The sequence below is a fragment of the Streptomyces sp. NPDC059861 genome, assembly GCF_042731435.1.
Classification (GTDB): Bacteria; Actinomycetota; Actinomycetes; order Streptomycetales; family Streptomycetaceae; genus Streptomyces.
On record NZ_JBHWJQ010000022.1, the window covers coordinates 86893 to 106802 of the forward strand.

Genomic DNA, 19910 nt, shown 5'->3' on the forward strand with positions numbered 1-19910 from the left:
CTCCGTCGAGCAAGACCAGTCGACCGCAATAACGCATTACCTTAAGCAGTTTTCAGCCAACTTCCGCTTTCCGCAAGAGATCCCGGGAGATCCGCCCGGGAACCACGACAAGCCCGTGGACACCAGGAATCCCAGCAGGACAATGCTGGACATCCCCTCACGAGTGCGTGTACATGTGGAGACACCGCTAGCGGCGCAAAATGACATGGGGGTTTGCGATGCTTCTAAGCAAAACGCACCGGTCGGAAAGCCGGACGCCATGAACGCCCCGCACCCTCCGAAAGTGGCTGGAATCGATTCTGCTGTTCCGCCCCCCGCACACACTGTCGCGCCCTCCTCACCGGCCACCGCCGCCGTCACCACCGGCCCCGGTGCCCTCCTCCAGGATCGGCTCGCCGGCTGGGTCTCGGACCTCACCACGCTGCACGAACTCACCGAACGCCTGGCCCGTACGGGCACCCTGGCCGACGCGCTCCAGGAGCTGCTGCGTGCCGGAGCCGCCCTGGTGGGCGCCCGGCGCGGCCTCGTCGTACTGGAGCCGGTCGACGGCCTCGGCCCCTGCAGCACCATCGGTCTGGGCCTTGCCCAGGCGGATCTCGGACACATCGAGACCGTGCCGCGCGGTGCGATGCCGTACGGCGATCTGCTCGAGGCCCCGGTGGGGCCGCCGGGCGGTGTGCGGGAGATCGTCCGGCCCGATCTGTTCGCCGAGGACGGCCTCGACCCACGCCACCGCGAGGTGGCCGGCCGTCTCGGCTACGCCGCGAGCTACGCGCTCCCCCTGGCCAACGACGCCGCGGGCCGGCTCGGCGCCGCGGTGTGGCTCTACGACGAGCCCGCCGAGCCGGTCGAGCGGCAGCGCCATCTGGCCGGTCTGTACGCCCGGTACGCCGGCGAGCATCTCGCCCGGCTGCTGGAGGTCGAGCGCACGCGCGCGTCCATGGCGACCATCTCCGAGGAACTGCTCCCCTCCCGGCTCCCCCGCGTCTCCGGCGTCCAGCTCGCCGCCCGCCACCGCACCGGCCCGCGCGGCGGCGGCGACTGGTACGACGCCCTGCCGCTGCCGGACGCGGCCCTGGGCCTCGCCGTCGGCTCCGTCACCGGGTCGGGGCCCAGCGCGGTCGCCGCGATGGGACGGCTGCGGGCCTCCTTGCGCGCGTACGCCGTGATGGAGGGCGAGGACCCGGTCGCCGTCCTGTCCGACCTGGAGCTGCTGCTCCGGCTGACCGAGCCCGCCCGATCGGCCACCGCCCTGTTCACCTACGTCGAACCCGCCCTGCACAAGATCACGCTGGCCGGCGCCGGGCACTGCCCGCCGCTGCTGATCGGGGAGCGGCGCACGGAGTTCGTGGAGACGTCCGTCTCGGCGCCGCTCGGAATGCTCGCCTGCTGGGAGGCGCCCAGCGTGGAGGTGCAGGCAGAACCCGGAGAGACGGTTCTGCTGTACACCGACGGGCTGCTCCAGCGCACCGGCGACCCCATGGACCGGGCGTTCGCGCGACTGCACGCGGCGGCGGCCGGTGTGCCGCGGGCCAAGCGGCGGGACCCGGGCGCGCTCACCGACCACGTCCTGCGGACGGTGCTGCCGGACGGGCTGGACTCGGCGGACAGCGAGGAGGACGTGGTGCTGCTGGCGGCGCGGTTCGAGTGACGCCGGTCATGGGTCTTCCGGCCCTGGGCCCCCCATTCGTGCGACCGTACGATGGAGGAGGTCGAGTGCCGTATCTAGGAGGATGACCGTGGCCGAAGAGCTCCCGGAGACCCCGGTGGAGACTTCTGAGGAAGAGCCCATCAAGCAGCGGAAGAACGGACTGTACCCGGGCGTGTCCGACGAGCTGGCCGAGAACATGAAGTCCGGCTGGGCCGACACCGAGCTGCACGACCTGCAGCCGATCCCGCAGGCCGCCGAGACGGCCGCCCGCCGTGCCGCGCTCTCCGCCCGCTTCCCGGGCGAGCGCCTGGTGATCCCGGCGGGCAACCTGAAGACCCGCTCGAACGACACGGAGTACGCCTTCCGCGCCTCGGTCGAGTACGCCTACCTCACCGGCAACCAGACCGAGGACGGCGTCCTGGTCCTGGAGCCCACGAGCGACGGCCACAAGGCCACGATCTACCTGCTGCCCCGCTCGGACCGCGAGAACGGCGAGTTCTGGCTGGACGGCCAGGGCGAACTGTGGGTCGGCCGCCGGCACTCGCTCACCGAGGCGGAGCAGCTCCACGGCATCCCCGCCTCCGACGTCCGCGAGCTGGCCGACGCGCTGCGCGAGGCGACCGGCCCGGTGCGGGTCGTGCGCGGGTACGACGCCGGCATCGAGGCCGCGCTGACCGACAAGGTCACCGCCGAGCGGGACGAGGAGCTGCGGGTCTTCCTCTCCGAGGCGCGGCTGGTCAAGGACGAGTTCGAGGTCGGCGAGCTGCAGAAGGCGGTCGACTCCACCGTGCGCGGCTTCGAGGACGTCGTGAAGGTCCTCGACAAGGCCGAGGCGACGAGCGAGCGCTACATCGAGGGCACGTTCTTCCTCCGCGCGCGCGTCGAGGGCAACGACGTCGGCTACGGCTCCATCTGCGCGTCCGGCCCGCACGCCTGCACGCTGCACTGGGTGCGCAACGACGGGCCGGTGCGCTCGGGTGATCTGCTGCTGCTGGACGCGGGCGTGGAGACGCACACGTACTACACGGCGGACGTGACGCGGACGCTGCCGGTCAACGGTCGGTTCAACGAGATCCAGCGCAAGATCTACGACGCGGTGTACGAGGCCCAGGAGGCCGGCATCGCCGCGGTGAAGCCGGGGGCGAAGTACCGGAACTTCCACGACGCCGCCCAGCGCGTGCTCGCCGGGAGGCTGGTCGAGTGGGGGCTCGTCGAGGGGCCGGTCGAGCGCGTGCTGGAGCTGGGGCTTCAGCGCCGGTGGACGCTGCACGGCACCGGGCACATGCTCGGGATGGACGTCCACGACTGCGCGGCGGCGCGGACCGAGACGTATGTGGACGGCGTCCTGGAGCCGGGGATGTGCCTGACCGTCGAGCCGGGGCTGTACTTCCAGGCCGACGATCTGACCGTCCCCGAGGAGTACCGGGGCATCGGCGTCCGGATCGAGGACGACATCCTGGTGACCGAGGACGGCAACCGCAATCTGTCGGCGGGGCTTCCCCGGCGGTCGGACGAGGTCGAGGAGTGGATGGCCTCGCTCAAGGGCTGAGCCGGGTTCGGGCGAAGTGAGGCGACGGCCGGGTACCGGGAGGTGCCCGGCCGTCGGCGTGTGCCGCGAAAGCGATCGCCGGGCGGCTACACCGCCATCAGCGGAGCGTCCTCTCTCCACTTGAGGATCTTGTCGAAACTCACCACCGCGCCGTCCCGGCCGGGGTTGTTGCCGATGTGGACGTGATCGGCCAGCTCCTCGATGAGGCACAGGCCGCGGCCGTGTTCGGCGTCGGTGCGGGCGGGCAGCGGGCGCGGGTGGAGACGCGCGAAGCCGGGGCCGGAGTCGGTGACCTCGATACGGCACTTCTCGCCGTCGAGATAGGCGGTGACCCGGTACGCCCCGGTGGAGACGCCGTGCGCGGTGTCCCCGCCGTGCTCAACCGCGTTCGCGCAGGCCTCGGTGAGGGCGACGGAGAGGTCGTACGAGACGTCGGGGTCGACACCCGCCGTCTCCATCGTGCCGAGCAGCAGGCGCCGGGCGAGCGGCACGCTCGCGGCTTCGCGCCGCAGATGGAGAGACCACCAGATGCTCATGCTCCAGCCTCCTGGCTGCGGCTCGACATACCGTTACGTATTACCGCGCGTACGCGTATGTAAGCGCAGAATCAACATGATGCCGCCCATACGGGGGATGTGCTCAGGGTGGCGAACGGTGTATGTGGGACGTAAGCGTTCCGGACGGGTGAGCGGCGGTAGCCGTCGCACCGTACAGATCGGCACAAAAAGGAACCTTCCGGATCGTACGGAACCTTGTGGACCTGCCGTATGGCGGCCGTGGGCGCAGTGCGATGATGAGGCCGCCATGTCTGCCCCCCACCGGCGCACTGTGCGCCCCGGAGCCGGACTCCGGATCCCGCGGGCCGCGGTCTTCGCCGCGGTCTGCGTCGTGCTGTCCGGGGCGGGGCACGCCATCGCCTCCTGCGCCACGGTGCCGCTGTGGACGCTGGGCGCGGGTTTCCTGGGCGTCCTCGCGGTCGCGGTGCCGCTCACGGGACGGGAGCGCTCGCTTCCCGGCATCGCGGCGCTGCTGGCGGTCGGACAGACCGTGCTGCACACGCTCTTCGGGCTGGGGCAGCACGCCACGGCGGCCTCCCAGGCCACCCAGACCGACGCCACGCTGGTCGCGCGGGCCGCGCGGCTGGTGTGCGGGGGCACGGTTGCCGCGATCAGCCCGGCACAGGCCCAGCGGATGCTCGCCGATGCCCGGCTGTACCCCGGCGGCGACTCGGGCGCGCACGCCGCCCACCACCCGGCGGACGCCATGTCCACCGCCACCGACTCCTCCGTCGCGCTGCTGCCGTCCCTGCCCATGCTGCTCGGCCACGTCCTCGCGGCGGTCGCCGCGGGCTGGCTGCTGCGGCGCGGCGACCTCGCTCTGCTGCGGATCACCGAACTCTCGGCGCATTCGGTCGCGGAGGGGGCGCTCGTACGATCCCTGCGCGCGGCGTTCGCGCTGGCGCGCGCCCTGCGTGCCGGGCTCCCGCGGACCCCGGAAGCCCGCCCGCGTGTCCGGCGCGCTCCCGTCCGTGCGGTTCCCGAGCCCCGCACCCTCGCACTCCAGCACACCGTGATCCGGCGCGGACCACCCGCCGCCGTGCTCGTTCTCGCCGCCTGACGCGACGCGCGCCGCCACCGCTCTGCGTGGTCCCGCCGCCGCTGCCGCGCGGCACGCGCGCGTACCCACCGCTCCACGGCCCCACCGCCCCGCGGACCTACCGCTTCACGGACCCACCGCTCGACGGTCCCGTTCCCCGACGGTCCCGTTGTCCGACGGTCCCGTTGTTCGACGGACCGGCTGTTCGACGGACCGACTGTTCGACGGACCCACCTTTCGGGCGGACCCGCGGTTCGGCGACGCTCTTCGGTGGACCCGCTTTTCGGTGAGGCCCCCAACGGGCACCTCCACGCGCGCGTACCCCTCTTCACCAACGGATCCCTCACTCGAAGTGGAGTGCTCATCGCCATGAAGGCTTCCCGTCTCACCGCCGCCGCCGTCGTCGCCGGCTCGGCCGTCCTCGTCCTGTCCGCCCCCGCCTTCGCGCACGTCAGCGTGCAGCCGGAGGGCTCGGCCGCCAAGGGCGGCTACGCGGTCGTCGACTTCAAGGTCCCCAACGAGCGCGACGACGCCTCGACCACCAAGCTGGAGGTCAGCTTCCCGACCGAGCACCCGCTGTCGTCGGTGATGCCGGAGCCTGTGCCGGGCTGGAAGATCGAGGTCACCAAGTCCAAGCTGGACAAGCCGATCGAGGCGCACGGCCGGCAGCTCACCGAGGCGGTCAGCAAGGTGACCTGGACCGCCGCCGGCAAGGGCGTCGAGCCGGGCTACTTCCAGAAGTTCCCGGTCTCCCTGGGCGCGCTGCCCGAGGACACCGACGAACTGGTCTTCAAGGCGATCCAGACGTACTCCAACGACGAGGTCGTGCGCTGGATCGAGGTGCCGCAGGAGGGCGAGGAAGAGCCGGAGAACCCGGCCCCGGTGCTGGAGCTGTCCGCCGCCGAGGACGACCACCACGGCTCCGCGGGTCCGGAGAAGGAGTCCGAGCAGCCCTCCGACGACGCCTCGGCCGCCGCCAGGACCACCTCCGAGGCCGCCGAGCCGGCCGACAGCACCGACACCACCGCCCGCGTCCTGGGCATCGTCGGCATCGTCATCGGCGCCGCCGGTGTGGCCTACGGCGTGCTGGCCGGACGTCGGCGCGGCACCGCCGCCTGACGCCGCCCGTTCCGACGGTGTGCGCCGGTACGCCACCGGCGCACGCCGGAGATCTCACATCTGGGACATTTTTCTATGCGTAAGAAGACGTTCACGGCGGCCGCGCTGCTCGCTGCCGCCACCCTGACCCTGTCGGCCTGCGGGAGCGGGAACGACGACAGCGGCTCGCCCGTCTCGGTGGTCTCCGAGGAGGGCGGCGGCGACGCCAGGGCGGCCACCGTCCTCGACCAGCCGTTCGAGAAGCCGGATCTGGTGCTGACGGACACGAAGGGCGGGAAGTACGACCTCCGCAAGGAGACCGCGGGCAGGCCGACGCTGATCTACTTCGGCTACACCAACTGCCCCGACGTGTGCCCGCTGACGATGAACAACATCGCCGTCGCCAAGACCAAGCTGCCCGAGGCGGACCAGGACGAGCTGCGGATCGTGTTCGTCACCACCGACCCGGACCGGGACACCCCGGCCGCGCTCGGCAAGTGGCTCAAGGGCATCGATCCGCAAGCCGTCGGCCTGTCCGGCGACTTCGCCACCATCCAGGCCGCCGCCCGCTCGCTCGGCATCTCCATCGAGCCGCCGCACAAGGAGAAGGGCGAGATCGTCTCCACGCACGGCACGCAGGTCGTCGCCTTCTCCCCGAAGACCGACGCGGGGTACGTCCTCTACGGCGAGGACGCCACCGTCGACGACTACATCAAGGACCTCCCCAAGCTGGCCAAGGGGGAGAAGCCGTGAGGCGTACGGCGGTGACGGCGGCCCTGCTGACGGGGGCGCTGGCACTCACGGGCTGCGGCTCGGACTCGGAGGCGGACGTCTCCGTCAGCGCCGCCTACATGCCGCAGCCCGTCTCGGACTCCATGGCGGCCGGCTTTCTGAGCATCGTCAACAAGGGCGATGCGGCGGACGAGTTGACGTCGGTGACCAGCGACATCGGCGAGGTGACCGTGCACCGGACGGTCGACTCGGCGATGCGCGAGGTCAAGCAGCTGCCGGTACCCGCGCACGGTGAACTCGTGCTGGAGAGCGGGGGGGACCACCTGATGTTCGAGAACCTCAAGCGCAAGCCGAAGCAGGGCGAGACGGTCTCCGTCGCACTGCGCTTCGCCGCATCCGGCACGGTCACGGTGAAGATGCCGGTGAAGTCCGCCACATACACCCCGGATTCCGGGCACTGAGGGAGGGACCACCTTGACACCGACCATCGCCCCCCGCTTCCGGAGCCTGGTGCTGCTGCTCCTGGCCGCCGCCGGGCTGCTCCTCGGCGGCGCCGGGACCGCCTCCGCGCATGCCGCGCTGACCGGCAGCGACCCCCAGCAGGGGGCTGTGGTCGACAAGGCCCCGGCACAGGTCTCGCTCACCTTCTCCGAGGCGGTCTCGCTCTCCGACGGCTCGCTCCAGGTCCTCGACCCCAAGGGCGAGCGGGCCGACACGGGCGAGGCGAGCAACGTCAGCGGGACGACGTACGCCGTGAAACTGCACTCGGGTCTGCCCGACGGCACCTACACGGTGGCCTATCAGGTGGTGTCCGCCGACAGCCATCCCATCGCCGGCGCCTACACCTTCTCCATCGGCGCTCCCTCGTCGACCTCCGTCTCGGTGGCGGACCGGACGGCCGGCGGCGGGGCCGTGGGATGGCTGTACGGGATCGGGCGGTACGTGTCGTACGCCGGATTCATCGTGCTGGCCGGTGGGGCCGCCTTCGTGCTGGCCTGCTGGCCGCGCGGCGCGGGTGTGCGGGCCGTGCAGCGGTTCGTCGTCTCGGGTTGGGTGACGCTCACGGCGGCGACGCTGGGACTGCTGTTGCTGCGCGGCGCGTACACGCGGTCCGGGTCGCTCGGTGACGTCTTCGACCTCGATCTGCTCGGGCAGGTGCTTCAGACCAAGACGGGTGCGGCGCTCGTCTCGCGTCTGCTGCTGCTCGCCGCGGCGGCGCTCTTCATCGCCGTGCTCTTCGGGGCGTACGAGAAGCGGGACGACGAGGAGAAGCGGGATCTGACGTTCGGGCTGGCGCTCGGCGGGGGTGTCGTGGCCGCGGGGATCGCCGCGTCCTGGGCCATGGCCGAGCATGCCTCCAGCGGGCTCCAGCCGGGGATCGCGATGCCCGTCGACGTCGTGCATCTGCTGGCGGTGGCGGCGTGGCTGGGTGGGCTCGGCGCGCTGCTGGTGTCGCTCTACCGGGCTCCGGCACAGACCCCGCTGGAGGCCGACGCGGTACGGCGGTTCTCCCAGGTCGCCTTCGGCAGTGTGATCGCGCTGGTCGTGACCGGCCTCTACCAGTCGTGGCGGCAGGTCGGCTCCTGGTCGGCGCTCACCGGGACGCGGTACGGGCAGCTGCTGCTGGTCAAGGTGGCACTGGTGGTGTTGCTGGTCGGGGTGGCGTGGATCTCGCGGCGGTGGACCGGGCAGCTGACGGACGCCGGGGTCGCCGGTACGGCGGGCAGGCGGCGGGAGCGGGAGAGCGCCAAGGCCGCGGCGCGGTCGGGGTCCGGCGGCTCCGGCGACACCAAGCGGGCCGCGCAGCTCGCGCGGCAGCGAGCCGCCGTGGACACCGCCCGGCAGAAGCGTGAGCGGAACGCCGATCCGAACCGTTATGGGTTGCGTCGCTCGGTGCTGGCCGAGGCGGGCGTCGCGGTGGTCCTGCTCGCCGTGACGACCGCGCTGACGTCCACCGAGCCGGGGCGCACCGTGGAGGAGGCCGAGGCGGCCGCCGCGTCCTCGTCGTCCGCCGCATCCTCGGCCACCGGCGTGGTCACGCTGGACATCCCCTTCGACACGGGCGGCTCGGACGGCAAGGGCGTCGTCCGCATCGACATCGACCCCGCACGGGTCGGGGCCAACGAGATGCACGTCTACGTGCAGCGCCCCAACGGCCGGGCCTTCGACATCCCCGAGGTGAAGGTCGCCTTCACCCTGAAGTCCAAGAACGTCGGGCCGCTGCCCGTCGTCCCCGACCACATCACCACTGGACACTGGTCGGCGAGCGGAGTGCAGATCCCCATGGCGGGCGAGTGGGAGATCGCCGTGACCGTGCGCACGTCCGACATCGACCAGGTGACCGTCTCCAAGAACGCGCAGATCGGCTGAACATCACCATGGCTGAGCAGATTGCCGACCACACGGCCGACCGGCCCGTCCCGCGGACACGTGCCGCTGAGACGCCTCCCCTGGGGGCCGTCTCGGCAGAGGCGCTCCCCGGGGAGGGCATCTCGCGGCGGGCGCTGCTCGGTACCGCCGGTGCCACCGGCCTGGTCCTGGGGGCGGCGGGCGGCGTCGCCGGGTACGCGGCAGCGCCCGCTCGGGCGACGCCGCTCACGTCGCTGGGCGCCGACCGGGTGATGTTTCACGGGAAACATCAACCCGGAATCACCACGCCGATACAGGCACGGGGGCATGTCGTCGCCTTCGACCTCGCCGCCGGCGCCGGCCGCAAGGAGGCCGCCGCCCTGCTGCGCCGCTGGTCGGACACTGCCCGGCGGCTGATGGCGGGCGAGCCCGCGCGGGACGGCGACACGAGTGTGGCGCAGGACGCCGGGCCCTCGTCGCTGACGATCACCTTCGGGTTCGGGCACAGCTTCTTCGGCCGTACGGGGCTGGAGAAGCTGCGTCCGGTCGCCCTCGATCCGCTGCCCGCCTTCTCCTCCGACCAGCTCGACAAGGCGCGGAGCGAGGGCGACCTGTGGGTGCAGATCGGCGCCGACGACGCCCTGGTCGCCTTTCACGCCCTGCGCGCGATCCAGAAGGACGCGGGCGGCGCGGCCCGGGTCCGGTGGCAGATGAACGGCTTCAACCGGTCGCCGGGGGCCACGGCCCACCCCATGACGGCGCGCAATCTCATGGGCCAGATCGACGGGACGCGCAATCCCAAGCCCGCGGAGGCCGACTTCGACCGGCGGATCTTCGTGCCGGAGTCCGGGGCGGCCGACCCGGCCTGGATGGCGGGCGGCTCCTACGCCGTCGTACGCCGCATCCGCATGCTCCTCGACGACTGGGAGCAGCTCTCGCTCAAGGAGCAGGAGGACGTCATAGGGCGGCGCAAGGCCGACGGGGCGCCGCTGTCGGGCGGGACCGAGACCACCGCGATGGACCTGGAGAAGACGGACGCCGAGGGCAACCTGGTCGTCCCGATCAACGCGCACGCGCGGATCAGCCGGCCCGACCAGAACGGGGGGGCGACGATGCTGCGCCGCCCGTTCTCCTTCCACGACGGCATCGACGGCGACGGGGTCCCGGACGCCGGGCTGCTGTTCATCTGCTGGCAGGCGGATCCCTTGCGCGGGTTCGTGACCGTGCAGCGGAAGCTGGACCGGGGCGACGCGCTGTCGCGGTTCGTCCGGCACGAGGCGAGCGGGTTGTTCGCGGTGCCGGGTGGGGCGGCGCAGGGGGAGTACGTGGGGCAGGAGCTGCTGGAGGGCTGAGAGCTGCCGGAGGGCTGCCGAAGAGCTGAGACCTGCCGTCCCCGGGACGGCCGCACCTGGTGTGGATCACTCCTCGGAGGGGGCGCGTTCACTCACCTGAGGGGGTCTCGTGAGACGCGAGAGCCGGGTGCGCGGAGGCCCATTAGGGTGAGGACATGCCAGCGAGCTATGCGTATCTCGGCCCCGAGGGCACCTTCACCGAAGTCGCTCTGCGTACGCTGCCGGAAGCGGCGACCCGCGAGCTGATCCCTTACGTGTCCGTGCAGTCCGCGCTGGACGCGGTGCGCGGAGGTGAGGCCGAGGCCGCGTTCGTGCCGATCGAGAACTCCGTCGAGGGCGGCATCACGACGACCCTCGACGAACTGGTCGCGGGCGCGCCGCTGATGATCTACCGCGAGGTGCTGCTGTCGATCACCTTCGCGCTGCTGGTCAGGCCGGGCACCTCGCTGTCGGACATCAAGACGGTCTCCGCACATCCGGCGGCCCAGCCGCAGGTGCGCAACTGGCTGCGGAAGAACCTGCCGGACGCGACCTGGGAGTCGGCCGCCTCGAACGCGGACGCCGCCCGTCTGGTCCAGGACGGCCGGTACGACGCCGCCTTCGCGGGCGAGTTCGCGGCCGCCCGGTACGGTCTGACAGCCCTGGAGACCGGGATCCACGACGCGGAGAACGCGCAGACCCGCTTCGTGCTGGTCGGCCGCCCCGCCCGGCCTGCCGCGCCGACCGGTGCGGACAAGACGTCCATCGTGCTGTGGCAGCGCGACGACCACCCCGGCGGCCTGCGCGACCTGCTGGGCGAGTTCGCCACCCGGGGCATCAACCTGATGCTGCTCCAGTCCCGGCCGACCGGCGCCGGCATCGGCAACTACTGCTTCTGCATCGACGCCGAGGGGCACATCTCCGACCGCCGGGTCGCCGAGACCCTGATGGGGCTCAAGCGGATCTGCCTCCAGGTGCGGTTCCTCGGGTCGTACCCTCGCGCGGACATGAAGCCGGGGGATGTGGGGCGTCCGCTGCCCGGCACGTCGGACGACGAGTTCACCTCGGCGGCGGACTGGGTCGCCCGATGCCAGGACGGCCGGTTCTAGCCGATACCGTTGGTCCGACCTGCATATTTTCGTTATCCACAGACGTTATCCACAGGTCCGCATCTCGACCTGGGGACAAGTCGACAGCGAGGGACGACCCTGTCGACAAATCGCCCTGCAGGGCTTCTCGGCGTCCACCGGCCCGCAGGTCACTCTTCGTCCACTCTTTTCCTTAGGTCAACCCTTTGGAGTGACGCAACTCCACTCAAAAGTGGGCGTAAGGGAAGTTTTCCATGGGAATCCAAAGATCCATCGGGATCCTTCGGATTGATCAATTCCGAATCCACAGATCTCCCACACAGCCTGTGGATAACTTTTCGGAGGGCGTGGGCTCCTGTGGACAACCCAGGCCTCAAGTCCCGTTCCCCGCAAGGAAATCCAGTCAACCGACCACTCCTAACCTGCCCCGATCAAGGGATCATGAAGATCTTTATTGACGAGGGTGTACGACAGCGGGCAATTACGTCATAACGGTATGTAATCCTCGGCGCGGAATAGTGAGTCGTGGGCGCTCATCCCGCACCGGTAGCCTGGTGCGCGTGATTGACCTTCGCCTGCTCCGTGAGGACCCCGACCGTGTGCGCGCCTCCCAGCGTGCCCGTGGAGAGGACGTCGCGCTCGTCGACGCTCTCCTGTCCGCCGACGAACGGCGCAGGTCGTCCGGCGTCCGCTTCGACGAGCTGCGCAACGAGCAGAAGGGCCTCGGCAAGCTCATCGGCAAGGCCTCCGGCGACGAGAAGGCCGAGCTGCTGAAGCGGGCGAGCCAGCTCGCCGCCGACGTCAAGGCGGCCGACGCCGAGCGCGACGCGGCCGACGCCGAGACCCAGGAGCTGCTCCAACGGCTCGGCAACCTCGTCCACCCCGACGTCCCGGTGGGCGGCGAGGAGGACTTCGTCACCCTGGAGACGCACGGCACGATCCGCGACTTCGGTGCCGAGGGCTTCGAGCCCCGGGACCACCTGGAGCTCGGGCAGCTCCTCGGCGCGATCGACGTCGAGCGCGGCGCGAAGGTCTCGGGCTCGCGTTTCTACTTCCTCACGGGCGTCGGCGCCCTGCTGGAGCTCGCCCTGGTGAACGCCGCGATGGCGCAGGCCACGGCGGCCGGCTTCACCCCGATGCTCACGCCCGCGCTGGTCCGCCCGCAGTCGATGGCCGGCACCGGCTTCCTCGGCCAGGCCGCCCAGGACGTCTACCACCTCGCCGCCGACGACCTCTACCTCGTCGGCACCTCCGAGGTCGCGCTCGCCGCGTACCACATGGACGAGATCCTCGACGCCGACAAGCTCCCGCTGCGCTACGCGGGCTTCTCGCCCTGCTTCCGCCGCGAGGCCGGCTCGCACGGCAAGGACACGCGGGGCATCTTCCGCGTGCACCAGTTCGACAAGGTCGAGATGTTCTCGTACGTCGCCCCCGAGGACTCGCAGGCCGAGCACCAGCGCCTGCTGGAGTGGGAGAAGCAGTGGCTGACCTCGCTGGAGCTGCCGTACCGCGTGATCGACGTGGCCTCCGGTGACCTGGGCGCCTCGGCCTCACGCAAGTTCGACTGCGAGGCGTGGATCCCGACGCAGGGCAAGTACCGCGAGCTGACCTCGACCTCGGACTGCACCGAGTTCCAGTCCCGCCGGCTGTCGATCCGGGTCCGCGAGGACAAGAAGGTGCGCCCGTTGGCCACCCTGAACGGCACCCTGTGCGCCGTGCCGCGCACGATCGTCGCGATCCTGGAGAACCACCAGCAGGCCGACGGGTCCGTGCGCGTGCCCGAGGTGCTGCGTCCGTACCTCGGCGGCCGGGAGGTCCTGGAGCCGGTGGCCAAGTGAGCGACACGGCTCCCGCCGCCGGGTTCCCGTACCGGCTGATCGCCACCGACCTCGACGGCACACTGCTGCGTTCCGACAAGTCGGTCTCGCGACGCACCCGCGAGGCACTCACCGAGGCCACCGCGGCGGGCGCCGCCCACATCGTCGTCACCGGACGCGCGGTCCCGTGGACCCGGCACATACTCGACGACCTCGACTACACCGGTCTCGCCGTCTGCGGCCAGGGCGCACAGGTGTACGACGCGGGCGAGCATCGCCTGCTGACGTCGGTGACCCTGGACCGGCAGCTGGCGGGGGTGGCCCTGGCCAAGATCGAGGCGGAGGTCGGCCCGCTGTATCTGGCGGCGAGCCGCGACGGACTGGACGGCGAGGTGCTGGTCGGGCCGGGCTACGCGCTCCAGGGCGGGCTGCCGGCGACGCCCTTCACGGAGGCGGCGGACCTCTGGTCGGCGCCGCTGAACAAGATCTACATCCAGCACCCGACCCTGACCGACGACGAGCTCGCGGAGGTCGCCCTGCGGGCCGCGGGCGGCTTCGTCTCCGTCACCATGGCGGGCCAGGGCATAGTCGAACTCCTCCCCCTCGGCCTGTCCAAGGCGACGGGGCTGTCGCTGGCCGCCCGGCGTCTGGGCATGAAGGCCGCGGACACCATAGCCTTCGGCGACATGCCCAACGACATCCCGATGTTCGCCTGGGCGGCGCGGGGTGTGGCGATGGCCAACGCGCACGAGGAACTGCGGGCCGTGGCCGACGAGGTGACCGCGTCCAACGAGGAGGACGGGATCGCGGTGGTGCTGGAGCGCTTGCTGGGAGCGGCGGCTTCAGCCCGGCCGGAGACCGGTTCGGCTTGAGTCCGGAGACCGGATCGGCTTGAGTCCGGAGACCGGTTCGGCTTGAGTCCGGAGACCGGATCGGCTTGAGTCCGGAGACCGGATCGGCTTGAGTCCGGAGACCGGATCGGCTTGAGTCCGGAGACCGGTTCGGCTTGAGTCCGGAGACCGGATCGGCTTGAGTCCGAAGACCGGATCGGCCTTAGTCCGGAGACCGCATCGGCTTGGGACCTGGCTCAGTGTCGGTCGCGCTGGGGGCCGGTGCCGGTTGGTGTTTGCCGAGCCCGGTGCCGGATCGGCTGGCGCCCGTTGGCGTGGGTCGAGCTGGGTGCCGGATCGGCTTGGTGGCGTTGGGCATGGGCCTAGCCCGGCGCCCGGTCAACTCGGAGCCGTGACGGTCGGCGTGGGCCCAGCCCGGCGCCGGGGCTGCTCGGCGTCGGTCCAGCCGGGTGCCGGTTCGGCGTGGCGGAGGATGCACGGATCGAACGTGCGCGGGCTTTTACGCCCGACCACGGCTTAGCAAGCCGGTGCCTTGCCACTCGGCCAATCCTCCGGGTGGGCGGCCCACGCGAGAGCGACGTCGCGTGCTCGAAGCGGCCGCCCCGGGCAGCTCCCCGTGCGGGGCGAGCTCGGCGGAGTGGTGGCGACTACTCCGGAGCCCGCCGCAGGCTGCCCTGACGGGAGCTGGACGTACTGTCGTGCATGGACATCGTCCGGCTCCTCTCCCAGTACATGGCGCCGGTTCGACCCGGCCTCGGGGACACAACCACTCTGCCCGTACACGGAGTTGGCCGCCACTGATTAAAGAGGCGGCCGGGCCCCGCTACCGGCGGCGCCACCAGCGCCGACGGGCCTTGCTGAAGAACCACCCGGCAGGCGGTTCGTCCGAGCGCCACGGCTGCGGCTCGGGCTCGTCGCGGCGCCAGCGCTCGGCCAGCATGCGGGCGCGGGCCGAGGGCTCGGAGGTGCCCGCGGCCCGGACGAAGTCCTCGTCCAGGACGAGGTCGTCCCATCCGTCGCTCACATCCCCGGCGTTCACAGCCGGTTTGTTCATGGCCGCGTCGCTCATGTCGTCGCCCGACCGCCCGCGATCCTCGTGCTGGGGCGTCTCCTGCGTCATGCCCGTACCTCCCAGCCGTGCGTCCAGGTCAGCCCAGTGTGCCCGGAACGGGGTGAGGCCCCCGTCAAGAACCGAGGGCCTCACCGTCCGGGGTCATGTCACTCCTCGCCGGCCAGCGTCAGCGATCGCAGCTTCTGCCCGGCGTACCAGGTGGCGAGCACGGTGACCACGACAAGCAGCACCGTCGCCGTCGTCAGCCCGACGTCCGAGGTCACCAGTTCGCCGTTGCCCACCTTGTGGGCCACGGCCAGCGACCACTGCTGGACGCTGAGCGTGCGCGCGCCGGCCACCAGGGAGCCGAAAAGGGCCTCCCAGACCAGTGCGTAGACCAGGCCGAACACCACCGCGTGCCGGGACACCGTGCCCAGCAGCAGGAAGAGCGCGGCGTAGGCGATGGAGGCGACCAGCGCGGCCACCGTGTAGGCGACGGCGACCTGCTGGCTGTTGCCGTTCAGGATGAAGCCGGCGATCAGCGTGGGCACCGCTGAGAACACCATCGTCACCCCGATGGCCACGATCAGCTTGGTGAAGATGATCGTCGGCCGCTTCACGGGCTTGGACAGCAGATACACCACCGAGCCGTCGTCGATCTCCGGGCCGATCGCTCCCGTGCCCGCGATGACGCCGATGATCGGCACCATCGTGGCCAGCGCGAGTCCGCCCAGAAGGTCGGCGGCGGTCTGGTCGTCGGCGCCGGCGAGGGCGCGCACGACCACGGAGATGGCGATCAGCAGCAGGGGCAGAGCACCGAGGATGAGGGCGCGGCGCCGGCCGAGCAGGGCCCGGTAAGTGAGCCGGGCGACTGTGGGGTCGTACATTCTTCGGCCTCCTACGCCGTGACCAGATACGAGAACACGGATTCGAGGGACTCGTCGGACGGCGAGACCGTCAGCAGACGGATGCCATGGTCCCGGGCCACCCGCGGCAGCAGGGCGGTGAAGCGAGGGAAGTCGACTGCCTGGATACGCAACGCGCCCTCGGTGAGGTCCACTTCGATGCCGGACGTCGACGGGTCGGCGATCAGCGCGGCCGCGAGGGCGCGGTCGTCGCTGGAACGCACCAGGTAGCGGTGCGGCCGGTCGGTCATCAGACGGCGGATCTTGCGGAAGTCACCGCTGGCCGCGTGCCGTCCGGCGACCACGACCTCGATGTGCCAGGCGAGTTGCTCGACCTCTTCGAGGATGTGGGAGGAGAACAGCACCGTGCGGCCCTCGTCGCCCATCCGCCGCAGCAGATCCATCAGCTGCATGCGCTGGCGCGGGTCCATGCCGTTGAAGGGCTCGTCCAGCAGCAACAGCGACGGCTCGTGGACCAGGGCTGACGCCATCTTCACGCGCTGGCGCATGCCCTTGGAGTACGTGGCGATCTTGCGGTCCTGCGCGTACTCCATCTCGACCGTCGCGAGGGCCTTCTGGGCCGCCTTGGCGCCCAGGCCGTGCAGCTCGGCGTTGGCGACGACGAACTCGCGGCCGGTGAGGAAGTCGTACATCGCCTCGCGCTCGGGGACGATGCCGATCTGCTTGTAGATCTGCTCGTTGCGCCACACCTGCTGACCGTCGAGCGTGACGGTGCCGGTCGAGGGGGCCAGGAAGCCGCCCATCATGTTGATCAGGGTGGACTTTCCGGCGCCGTTGGGGCCGAGCAGGCCGGTGACGCCGGGGCCGATCGTCATGGTGATGTCGTTGACGGCGACCACGTTGCCGAACCAGCGGGAGACGTGGTCGATGGAGAGCGTGGTCACAGTCCCACCTTCTTGTAGCGGCGGATGAGGAGGCCGTAGCTCGCGGCGATCAGGCCGAGGGCGACGACGACGTAGACGACGCCCTCGCCGTTCGTCGGGCCGACCCCGCCGGGGAACGCCGATTCCGCGCCGAGGAAGGCGGACTGGACTCCGTCGATGAGGGTGACGGGCGAGAAGAGGCCGATCCAGGCGATGGAGCCCGAGGTACCCTGCGCGTCCGCGATGGCCTGCAGGGTGGACACCGCGCCGTAGGAGATGGTCAGCACGGCGATCACGGCCGCGATGCCGAAGCCGCGTCGCGGCGTGACCGAGGCGATGACCAGGCCGATGCCGGCGAAGAGCAGTGAGAGCAGTGCCACGGAGACGAGTCCCTGTGCGAATCCCTTGGTCTGGTCGGCGAAGTCGAGCTTGGCCAGCAGCGCGCCCACGTAGAGGACGAGCAGCGGGGCCGCGGTGAGGATGAACAGCGCCGAGGCCAGCGCCGCGTACTTGGCGCGCACGTAGTCCGCGGTCTCGATGGGCCGCGAGAAGTACAGCGGCACGGTCTTGAAGCGCAGGTCGCGCGAGACGGACTGGGGTGCCTGTGAGGCGATGTACAGGCTGATCACGGCCTGCATGATGATCGCGTAGCGCGTGTAGTCCACGGGCAGGTCGTTGGACTTGGTGGCGACCGCGACGGCGACCATGATGGCCGCGGGCACGCACATCACCACGAACAGCAGCATCGGCAGCACCTTGGACTTCACCGAGCGACCGAGGCCGTAGGAGCCGCGCAGGGACTGCGAGTAGAGGGAGCGCGTCGCGTAGGAGCGGCCGAGGCGGGGGCCGTCGTACGTGCGGTAGCCGATGTTGTGGATGCGGGTCTGGTCACCCGGCGCCGTGGGTACGGGCTGCTCAACCGCCATGGCGGACCGCCTCCTTCCGCTGCTCGTCGGTGTCGGTACCGGTCTCGGTGTCGGTGCCGGTGTCCGTGCCGGTCGTGAAGACCTCGGAGATGTGGTGCCGGCGCTGCTCCATGCGCACCAGGCCCAGACCGAGGTCGGCGACCGTGTCCCGGACCAGGTCGTAGGTCTCCTCGCCCTGCGCGGTGAGCAGCAGGACATGGCCGGCGCCGGGGAGTCCGCTGCCGGCGGCGACGGTCACGCCGCGCGCGTGGAGCGCGTCGCGCACCGCGCGGGTGCCGTCCGGGTGCTCGTCGGTGTCGGTGACCTCGATGGCGAGGGTCGTCGTGGTCTGCGTGAAGTCCGTGGTGGAGCTGGAGCGCAGGAGCTTGCCGCCGTCGACCACGACCACGTGGTCGCAGGTGCGCTCGAGCTCGCCCAGCAGATGCGAGGTGACCAGCACGGAGATGCCGAAGTCGGTGTAGATCCGGCGGATCAGGCCGAGCATCTCGTCGCGGCCGACCGGGTCGAGGCCGTTCGTCGGCTCGTCCAGGAAGACCAGTTGCGGATCGTGGACCAGGGCCTGCGCCAGCTTGACGCGCTGCTTCATGCCTGTCGAGTAGCCGCCGATGGGGCGGTAGCGCTCCTCGTACAGGCCGACGTGACGCAGCGTGTCCGCGGTGCGCTCGCGCGCGGCGGTGGGCGGCAGGCCGGACATGCGCGCCATGTGGACGACGAACTCGGTGGCCGAGACGTCGGGCGGCAGACAGTCGTGCTCCGGCATGTACCCCACGCGCTCACGGATGGCGGCGCCCTTGGTGGCGACATCGAGTCCGAGCACTTCGGCGCGGCCCTCGGTGGCGGGGGACAGACCCAGCAGGATCTTGATCAGTGTGGACTTGCCGGCTCCATTGGCTCCGACGAGTCCGGTCACACCGGGCCCGACGTCCACGGAGAGCCGGTCAAGCGCGGTCACCCGGGGGAACCGCTTGCTCAGGCTTTCGGTCGCGATCACAGTCACGTCTACGACGGTAGTGATGAGAGCCACGCAAGTCGTCAGACCCCAGAGCCGTCTTCACGTCACTCTCGAGTATTACGGGACCCTGAGGGTCACCCTGAAGGTCGAACCGCACGTCATGAGTTGTCCACATCCGTGCTGTTGTCCACAGCCCGGCGCAGGCCTATTGACGCAGCCTCCAACAACTGTCACATTCACCGATGTCAAGTTACGAGCACGTACCGCGACCGGTGGGACGGGGTGCCATGGCGACGGCAGTGACCAGTGAACGCTCGGCGGAGCTGGGCGGGTTCCGGCGAGTGCAGCGCCTCGCCTACGAGTGCGCGGAGGCCGTGGCCGCCCAGCTGAAGCCGGGCGTGACCGAGCGTGAGGCGGCGCGGATGCAGCGGGAGTGGCTGCGCGCGCGGGGCGTACGGGACTGGTTCCACCTGCCGTTCGCCTGGTTCGGCGACCGCACGGCGTTCGCCGGCTTCCGCGTCCCGCTGCAGTTCTTCCCCACCAACAGGCGCCTCGAGCCGGGGATGCCGTTCATCCTGGACATGGCTCCGGTGTTCGAGGGGCACACGGCGGACATCGGCTACTCCGGCTCGCTCGGCATCAACCCCGTGCAGAACAAGCTGATGGCCGATCTGGAGGCGCACCGCGAACTGATCCTTCGCGAGGTGCGCGAGCGGCGCCCGCTGCGGGAGATCTACGAGGACGTGGACCGCCTCATGGTCCGACAGGGCTACGCCAACCGGCATCGCGCGTACCCCTTCGGAGTGATCGCCCACAAGGTGGACCGGGTGCGGGAGCGCCGCTGGTCCCCGCGCCTGTTCGGGTTCGGCACGCAGTCCCTGAAGGGGCTCGTCGGCGACGTGCTGCACGGCCACCGCGAGGGCTGGTCCCCGCTCTGGTCGCCGTACCGCTTCTCGGACCACCCGCCGCGGCCGGGCCTGTGGGCGGTCGAACCCCACCTCGGGTTCCGGGGCACGGGCGCGAAGTTCGAGGAGATCCTCGTCGTCACCGACTCCAGGGACCTCGAGGAGAGCGCCTACTGGCTGGACGACGATCTGCCGCACGTGCGGCGCTGGGCGGAGGAGAAGTGA

The 19910-nt window shown here is 70.7% G+C and carries 18 protein-coding genes and 1 tRNA gene; 12 read left to right on the forward strand and 7 right to left on the reverse strand.

The window, feature by feature from the left end:
- Nucleotides 1–142: 142 nt before the first annotated feature.
- The gene (locus tag ACFV6X_RS20610) at nucleotides 143–1651 is read left to right on the forward strand and encodes a PP2C family protein-serine/threonine phosphatase (RefSeq protein ID WP_385385543.1); all 1509 of its coding nucleotides are present in this window, start codon (nucleotides 143–145) and stop codon (nucleotides 1649–1651) included.
- A gap of 82 nt (nucleotides 1652–1733) precedes the next feature.
- Nucleotides 1734–3200, forward strand: a complete 1467-nt coding sequence (locus ACFV6X_RS20615) for an aminopeptidase P family protein (protein WP_385385487.1) — start codon at nucleotides 1734–1736, stop codon at nucleotides 3198–3200.
- A gap of 86 nt (nucleotides 3201–3286) precedes the next feature.
- On the opposite strand, the gene ACFV6X_RS20620 is transcribed toward ACFV6X_RS20615, so the two are convergent.
- A complete protein-coding gene (locus tag ACFV6X_RS20620) occupies nucleotides 3287–3736 on the reverse strand; it encodes an ATP-binding protein (RefSeq protein ID WP_385385489.1) in 450 nt (149 codons plus the stop codon).
- Nucleotides 3737–4004: 268 nt separating this feature from the next.
- On the opposite strand from ACFV6X_RS20620, the gene ACFV6X_RS20625 reads away from it, so the two are divergent.
- The 9 genes from ACFV6X_RS20625 to ACFV6X_RS20665 all read left to right on the forward strand — a co-directional run bounded on the left by ACFV6X_RS20625 (nucleotide 4005) and on the right by ACFV6X_RS20665 (nucleotide 14083).
- On the forward strand, nucleotides 4005–4817 hold the full coding sequence (locus ACFV6X_RS20625) for a hypothetical protein (protein WP_385385491.1): 813 nt from the start codon (nucleotides 4005–4007) through the stop codon (nucleotides 4815–4817).
- 348 nt (nucleotides 4818–5165) lie between these two features.
- Nucleotides 5166–5915, forward strand: coding sequence for a YcnI family protein (locus ACFV6X_RS20630; protein ID WP_385385493.1), 750 nt, complete (start codon nucleotides 5166–5168; stop codon nucleotides 5913–5915).
- 75 nt (nucleotides 5916–5990) lie between these two features.
- Nucleotides 5991–6647, forward strand: coding sequence for an SCO family protein (locus tag ACFV6X_RS20635; RefSeq protein ID WP_385385495.1), 657 nt, complete (start codon nucleotides 5991–5993; stop codon nucleotides 6645–6647).
- Nucleotides 6644–7087 carry a copper chaperone PCu(A)C gene (locus tag ACFV6X_RS20640; RefSeq protein ID WP_385385497.1) on the forward strand — a complete coding sequence of 148 codons (444 nt, stop codon included), beginning with the start codon at nucleotides 6644–6646 and terminating at the stop codon, nucleotides 7085–7087. The genes ACFV6X_RS20635 and ACFV6X_RS20640 overlap by 4 nt, the downstream gene beginning before the upstream one ends.
- Before the next feature lie 13 nt (nucleotides 7088–7100).
- Nucleotides 7101–8996 (forward strand): copper resistance CopC/CopD family protein, encoded by a 1896-nt coding sequence (locus ACFV6X_RS20645; RefSeq protein ID WP_385385499.1) that lies wholly within the window; start codon nucleotides 7101–7103, stop codon nucleotides 8994–8996.
- 8 nt (nucleotides 8997–9004) lie between these two features.
- Nucleotides 9005–10327, forward strand: a complete 1323-nt coding sequence (efeB, locus tag ACFV6X_RS20650; protein ID WP_385385501.1) for an iron uptake transporter deferrochelatase/peroxidase subunit — start codon at nucleotides 9005–9007, stop codon at nucleotides 10325–10327.
- Nucleotides 10328–10482: 155 nt separating this feature from the next.
- On the forward strand, nucleotides 10483–11415 hold the full coding sequence (gene pheA, locus ACFV6X_RS20655) for a prephenate dehydratase (RefSeq protein WP_385385503.1): 933 nt from the start codon (nucleotides 10483–10485) through the stop codon (nucleotides 11413–11415).
- A 539-nt stretch (nucleotides 11416–11954) separates the two neighbouring features.
- Nucleotides 11955–13232, forward strand: a complete 1278-nt coding sequence (gene serS / locus ACFV6X_RS20660; protein WP_365451983.1) for a serine--tRNA ligase — start codon at nucleotides 11955–11957, stop codon at nucleotides 13230–13232.
- Entirely contained in the window at nucleotides 13229–14083 is an 855-nt protein-coding gene (locus ACFV6X_RS20665) for an HAD family hydrolase (RefSeq protein ID WP_385385505.1), read from the forward strand. The genes serS and ACFV6X_RS20665 overlap by 4 nt, the downstream gene beginning before the upstream one ends.
- 442 nt (nucleotides 14084–14525) lie before the next feature.
- Here ACFV6X_RS20665 and ACFV6X_RS20670 read toward each other — a convergent pair.
- The 6 genes from ACFV6X_RS20670 to ACFV6X_RS20695 all read right to left on the reverse strand — a co-directional run bounded on the left by ACFV6X_RS20670 (nucleotide 14526) and on the right by ACFV6X_RS20695 (nucleotide 18819).
- Nucleotides 14526–14615: transfer RNA gene (locus tag ACFV6X_RS20670), tRNA-Ser, on the reverse strand.
- A gap of 270 nt (nucleotides 14616–14885) precedes the next feature.
- Complete coding sequence (locus ACFV6X_RS20675) at nucleotides 14886–15182, reverse strand: hypothetical protein (RefSeq protein WP_385385507.1); 297 nt, start codon at nucleotides 15180–15182, stop codon at nucleotides 14886–14888.
- Between the two features lie 98 nt (nucleotides 15183–15280).
- A complete protein-coding gene (locus ACFV6X_RS20680; protein ID WP_385385509.1) occupies nucleotides 15281–16000 on the reverse strand; it encodes an ABC transporter permease subunit in 720 nt (239 codons plus the stop codon).
- 11 nt (nucleotides 16001–16011) lie between these two features.
- A complete protein-coding gene (locus ACFV6X_RS20685; RefSeq protein ID WP_365451989.1) occupies nucleotides 16012–16923 on the reverse strand; it encodes an ABC transporter ATP-binding protein in 912 nt (303 codons plus the stop codon).
- Complete coding sequence (locus ACFV6X_RS20690; RefSeq protein WP_385385511.1) at nucleotides 16920–17828, reverse strand: ABC transporter permease; 909 nt, start codon at nucleotides 17826–17828, stop codon at nucleotides 16920–16922. Before ACFV6X_RS20690 ends, ACFV6X_RS20685 begins: the two co-directional genes overlap by 4 nt.
- Nucleotides 17818–18819, reverse strand: coding sequence for an ABC transporter ATP-binding protein (locus ACFV6X_RS20695; RefSeq protein ID WP_385385544.1), 1002 nt, complete (start codon nucleotides 18817–18819; stop codon nucleotides 17818–17820). Before ACFV6X_RS20695 ends, ACFV6X_RS20690 begins: the two co-directional genes overlap by 11 nt.
- Before the next feature lie 248 nt (nucleotides 18820–19067).
- Between ACFV6X_RS20695 and ACFV6X_RS20700 the strand changes: the two genes are divergently transcribed.
- A complete protein-coding gene (locus ACFV6X_RS20700) occupies nucleotides 19068–19910 on the forward strand; it encodes a M24 family metallopeptidase (RefSeq protein WP_385385513.1) in 843 nt (280 codons plus the stop codon).

Bases quoted from the DNA above. Each gene is read 5' to 3' on its own strand.
- ACFV6X_RS20635 (WP_385385495.1), top strand. From the start codon at position 5,991: ATGCGTAAGAAGACGTTCACGGCGGCCGCGCTGCTCGCTGCCGCCACC.
- ACFV6X_RS20630 (WP_385385493.1), top strand. From the start codon at position 5,166: ATGAAGGCTTCCCGTCTCACCGCCGCCGCCGTCGTCGCCGGCTCGGCC.
- efeB (WP_385385501.1), top strand. From the start codon at position 9,005: ATGGCTGAGCAGATTGCCGACCACACGGCCGACCGGCCCGTCCCGCGG.
- ACFV6X_RS20620 (WP_385385489.1), bottom strand. From the start codon at position 3,736: ATGAGCATCTGGTGGTCTCTCCATCTGCGGCGCGAAGCCGCGAGCGTG.
- ACFV6X_RS20680 (WP_385385509.1), bottom strand. From the start codon at position 16,000: ATGTACGACCCCACAGTCGCCCGGCTCACTTACCGGGCCCTGCTCGGC.
- ACFV6X_RS20690 (WP_385385511.1), bottom strand. From the start codon at position 17,828: ATGGCGGTTGAGCAGCCCGTACCCACGGCGCCGGGTGACCAGACCCGC.
- ACFV6X_RS20700 (WP_385385513.1), top strand. From the start codon at position 19,068: ATGGCGACGGCAGTGACCAGTGAACGCTCGGCGGAGCTGGGCGGGTTC.
- ACFV6X_RS20615 (WP_385385487.1), top strand. From the start codon at position 1,734: ATGACCGTGGCCGAAGAGCTCCCGGAGACCCCGGTGGAGACTTCTGAG.
- ACFV6X_RS20610 (WP_385385543.1), top strand. From the start codon at position 143: ATGCTGGACATCCCCTCACGAGTGCGTGTACATGTGGAGACACCGCTA.
- ACFV6X_RS20675 (WP_385385507.1), bottom strand. From the start codon at position 15,182: ATGACGCAGGAGACGCCCCAGCACGAGGATCGCGGGCGGTCGGGCGAC.
- ACFV6X_RS20625 (WP_385385491.1), top strand. From the start codon at position 4,005: ATGTCTGCCCCCCACCGGCGCACTGTGCGCCCCGGAGCCGGACTCCGG.
- pheA (WP_385385503.1), top strand. From the start codon at position 10,483: ATGCCAGCGAGCTATGCGTATCTCGGCCCCGAGGGCACCTTCACCGAA.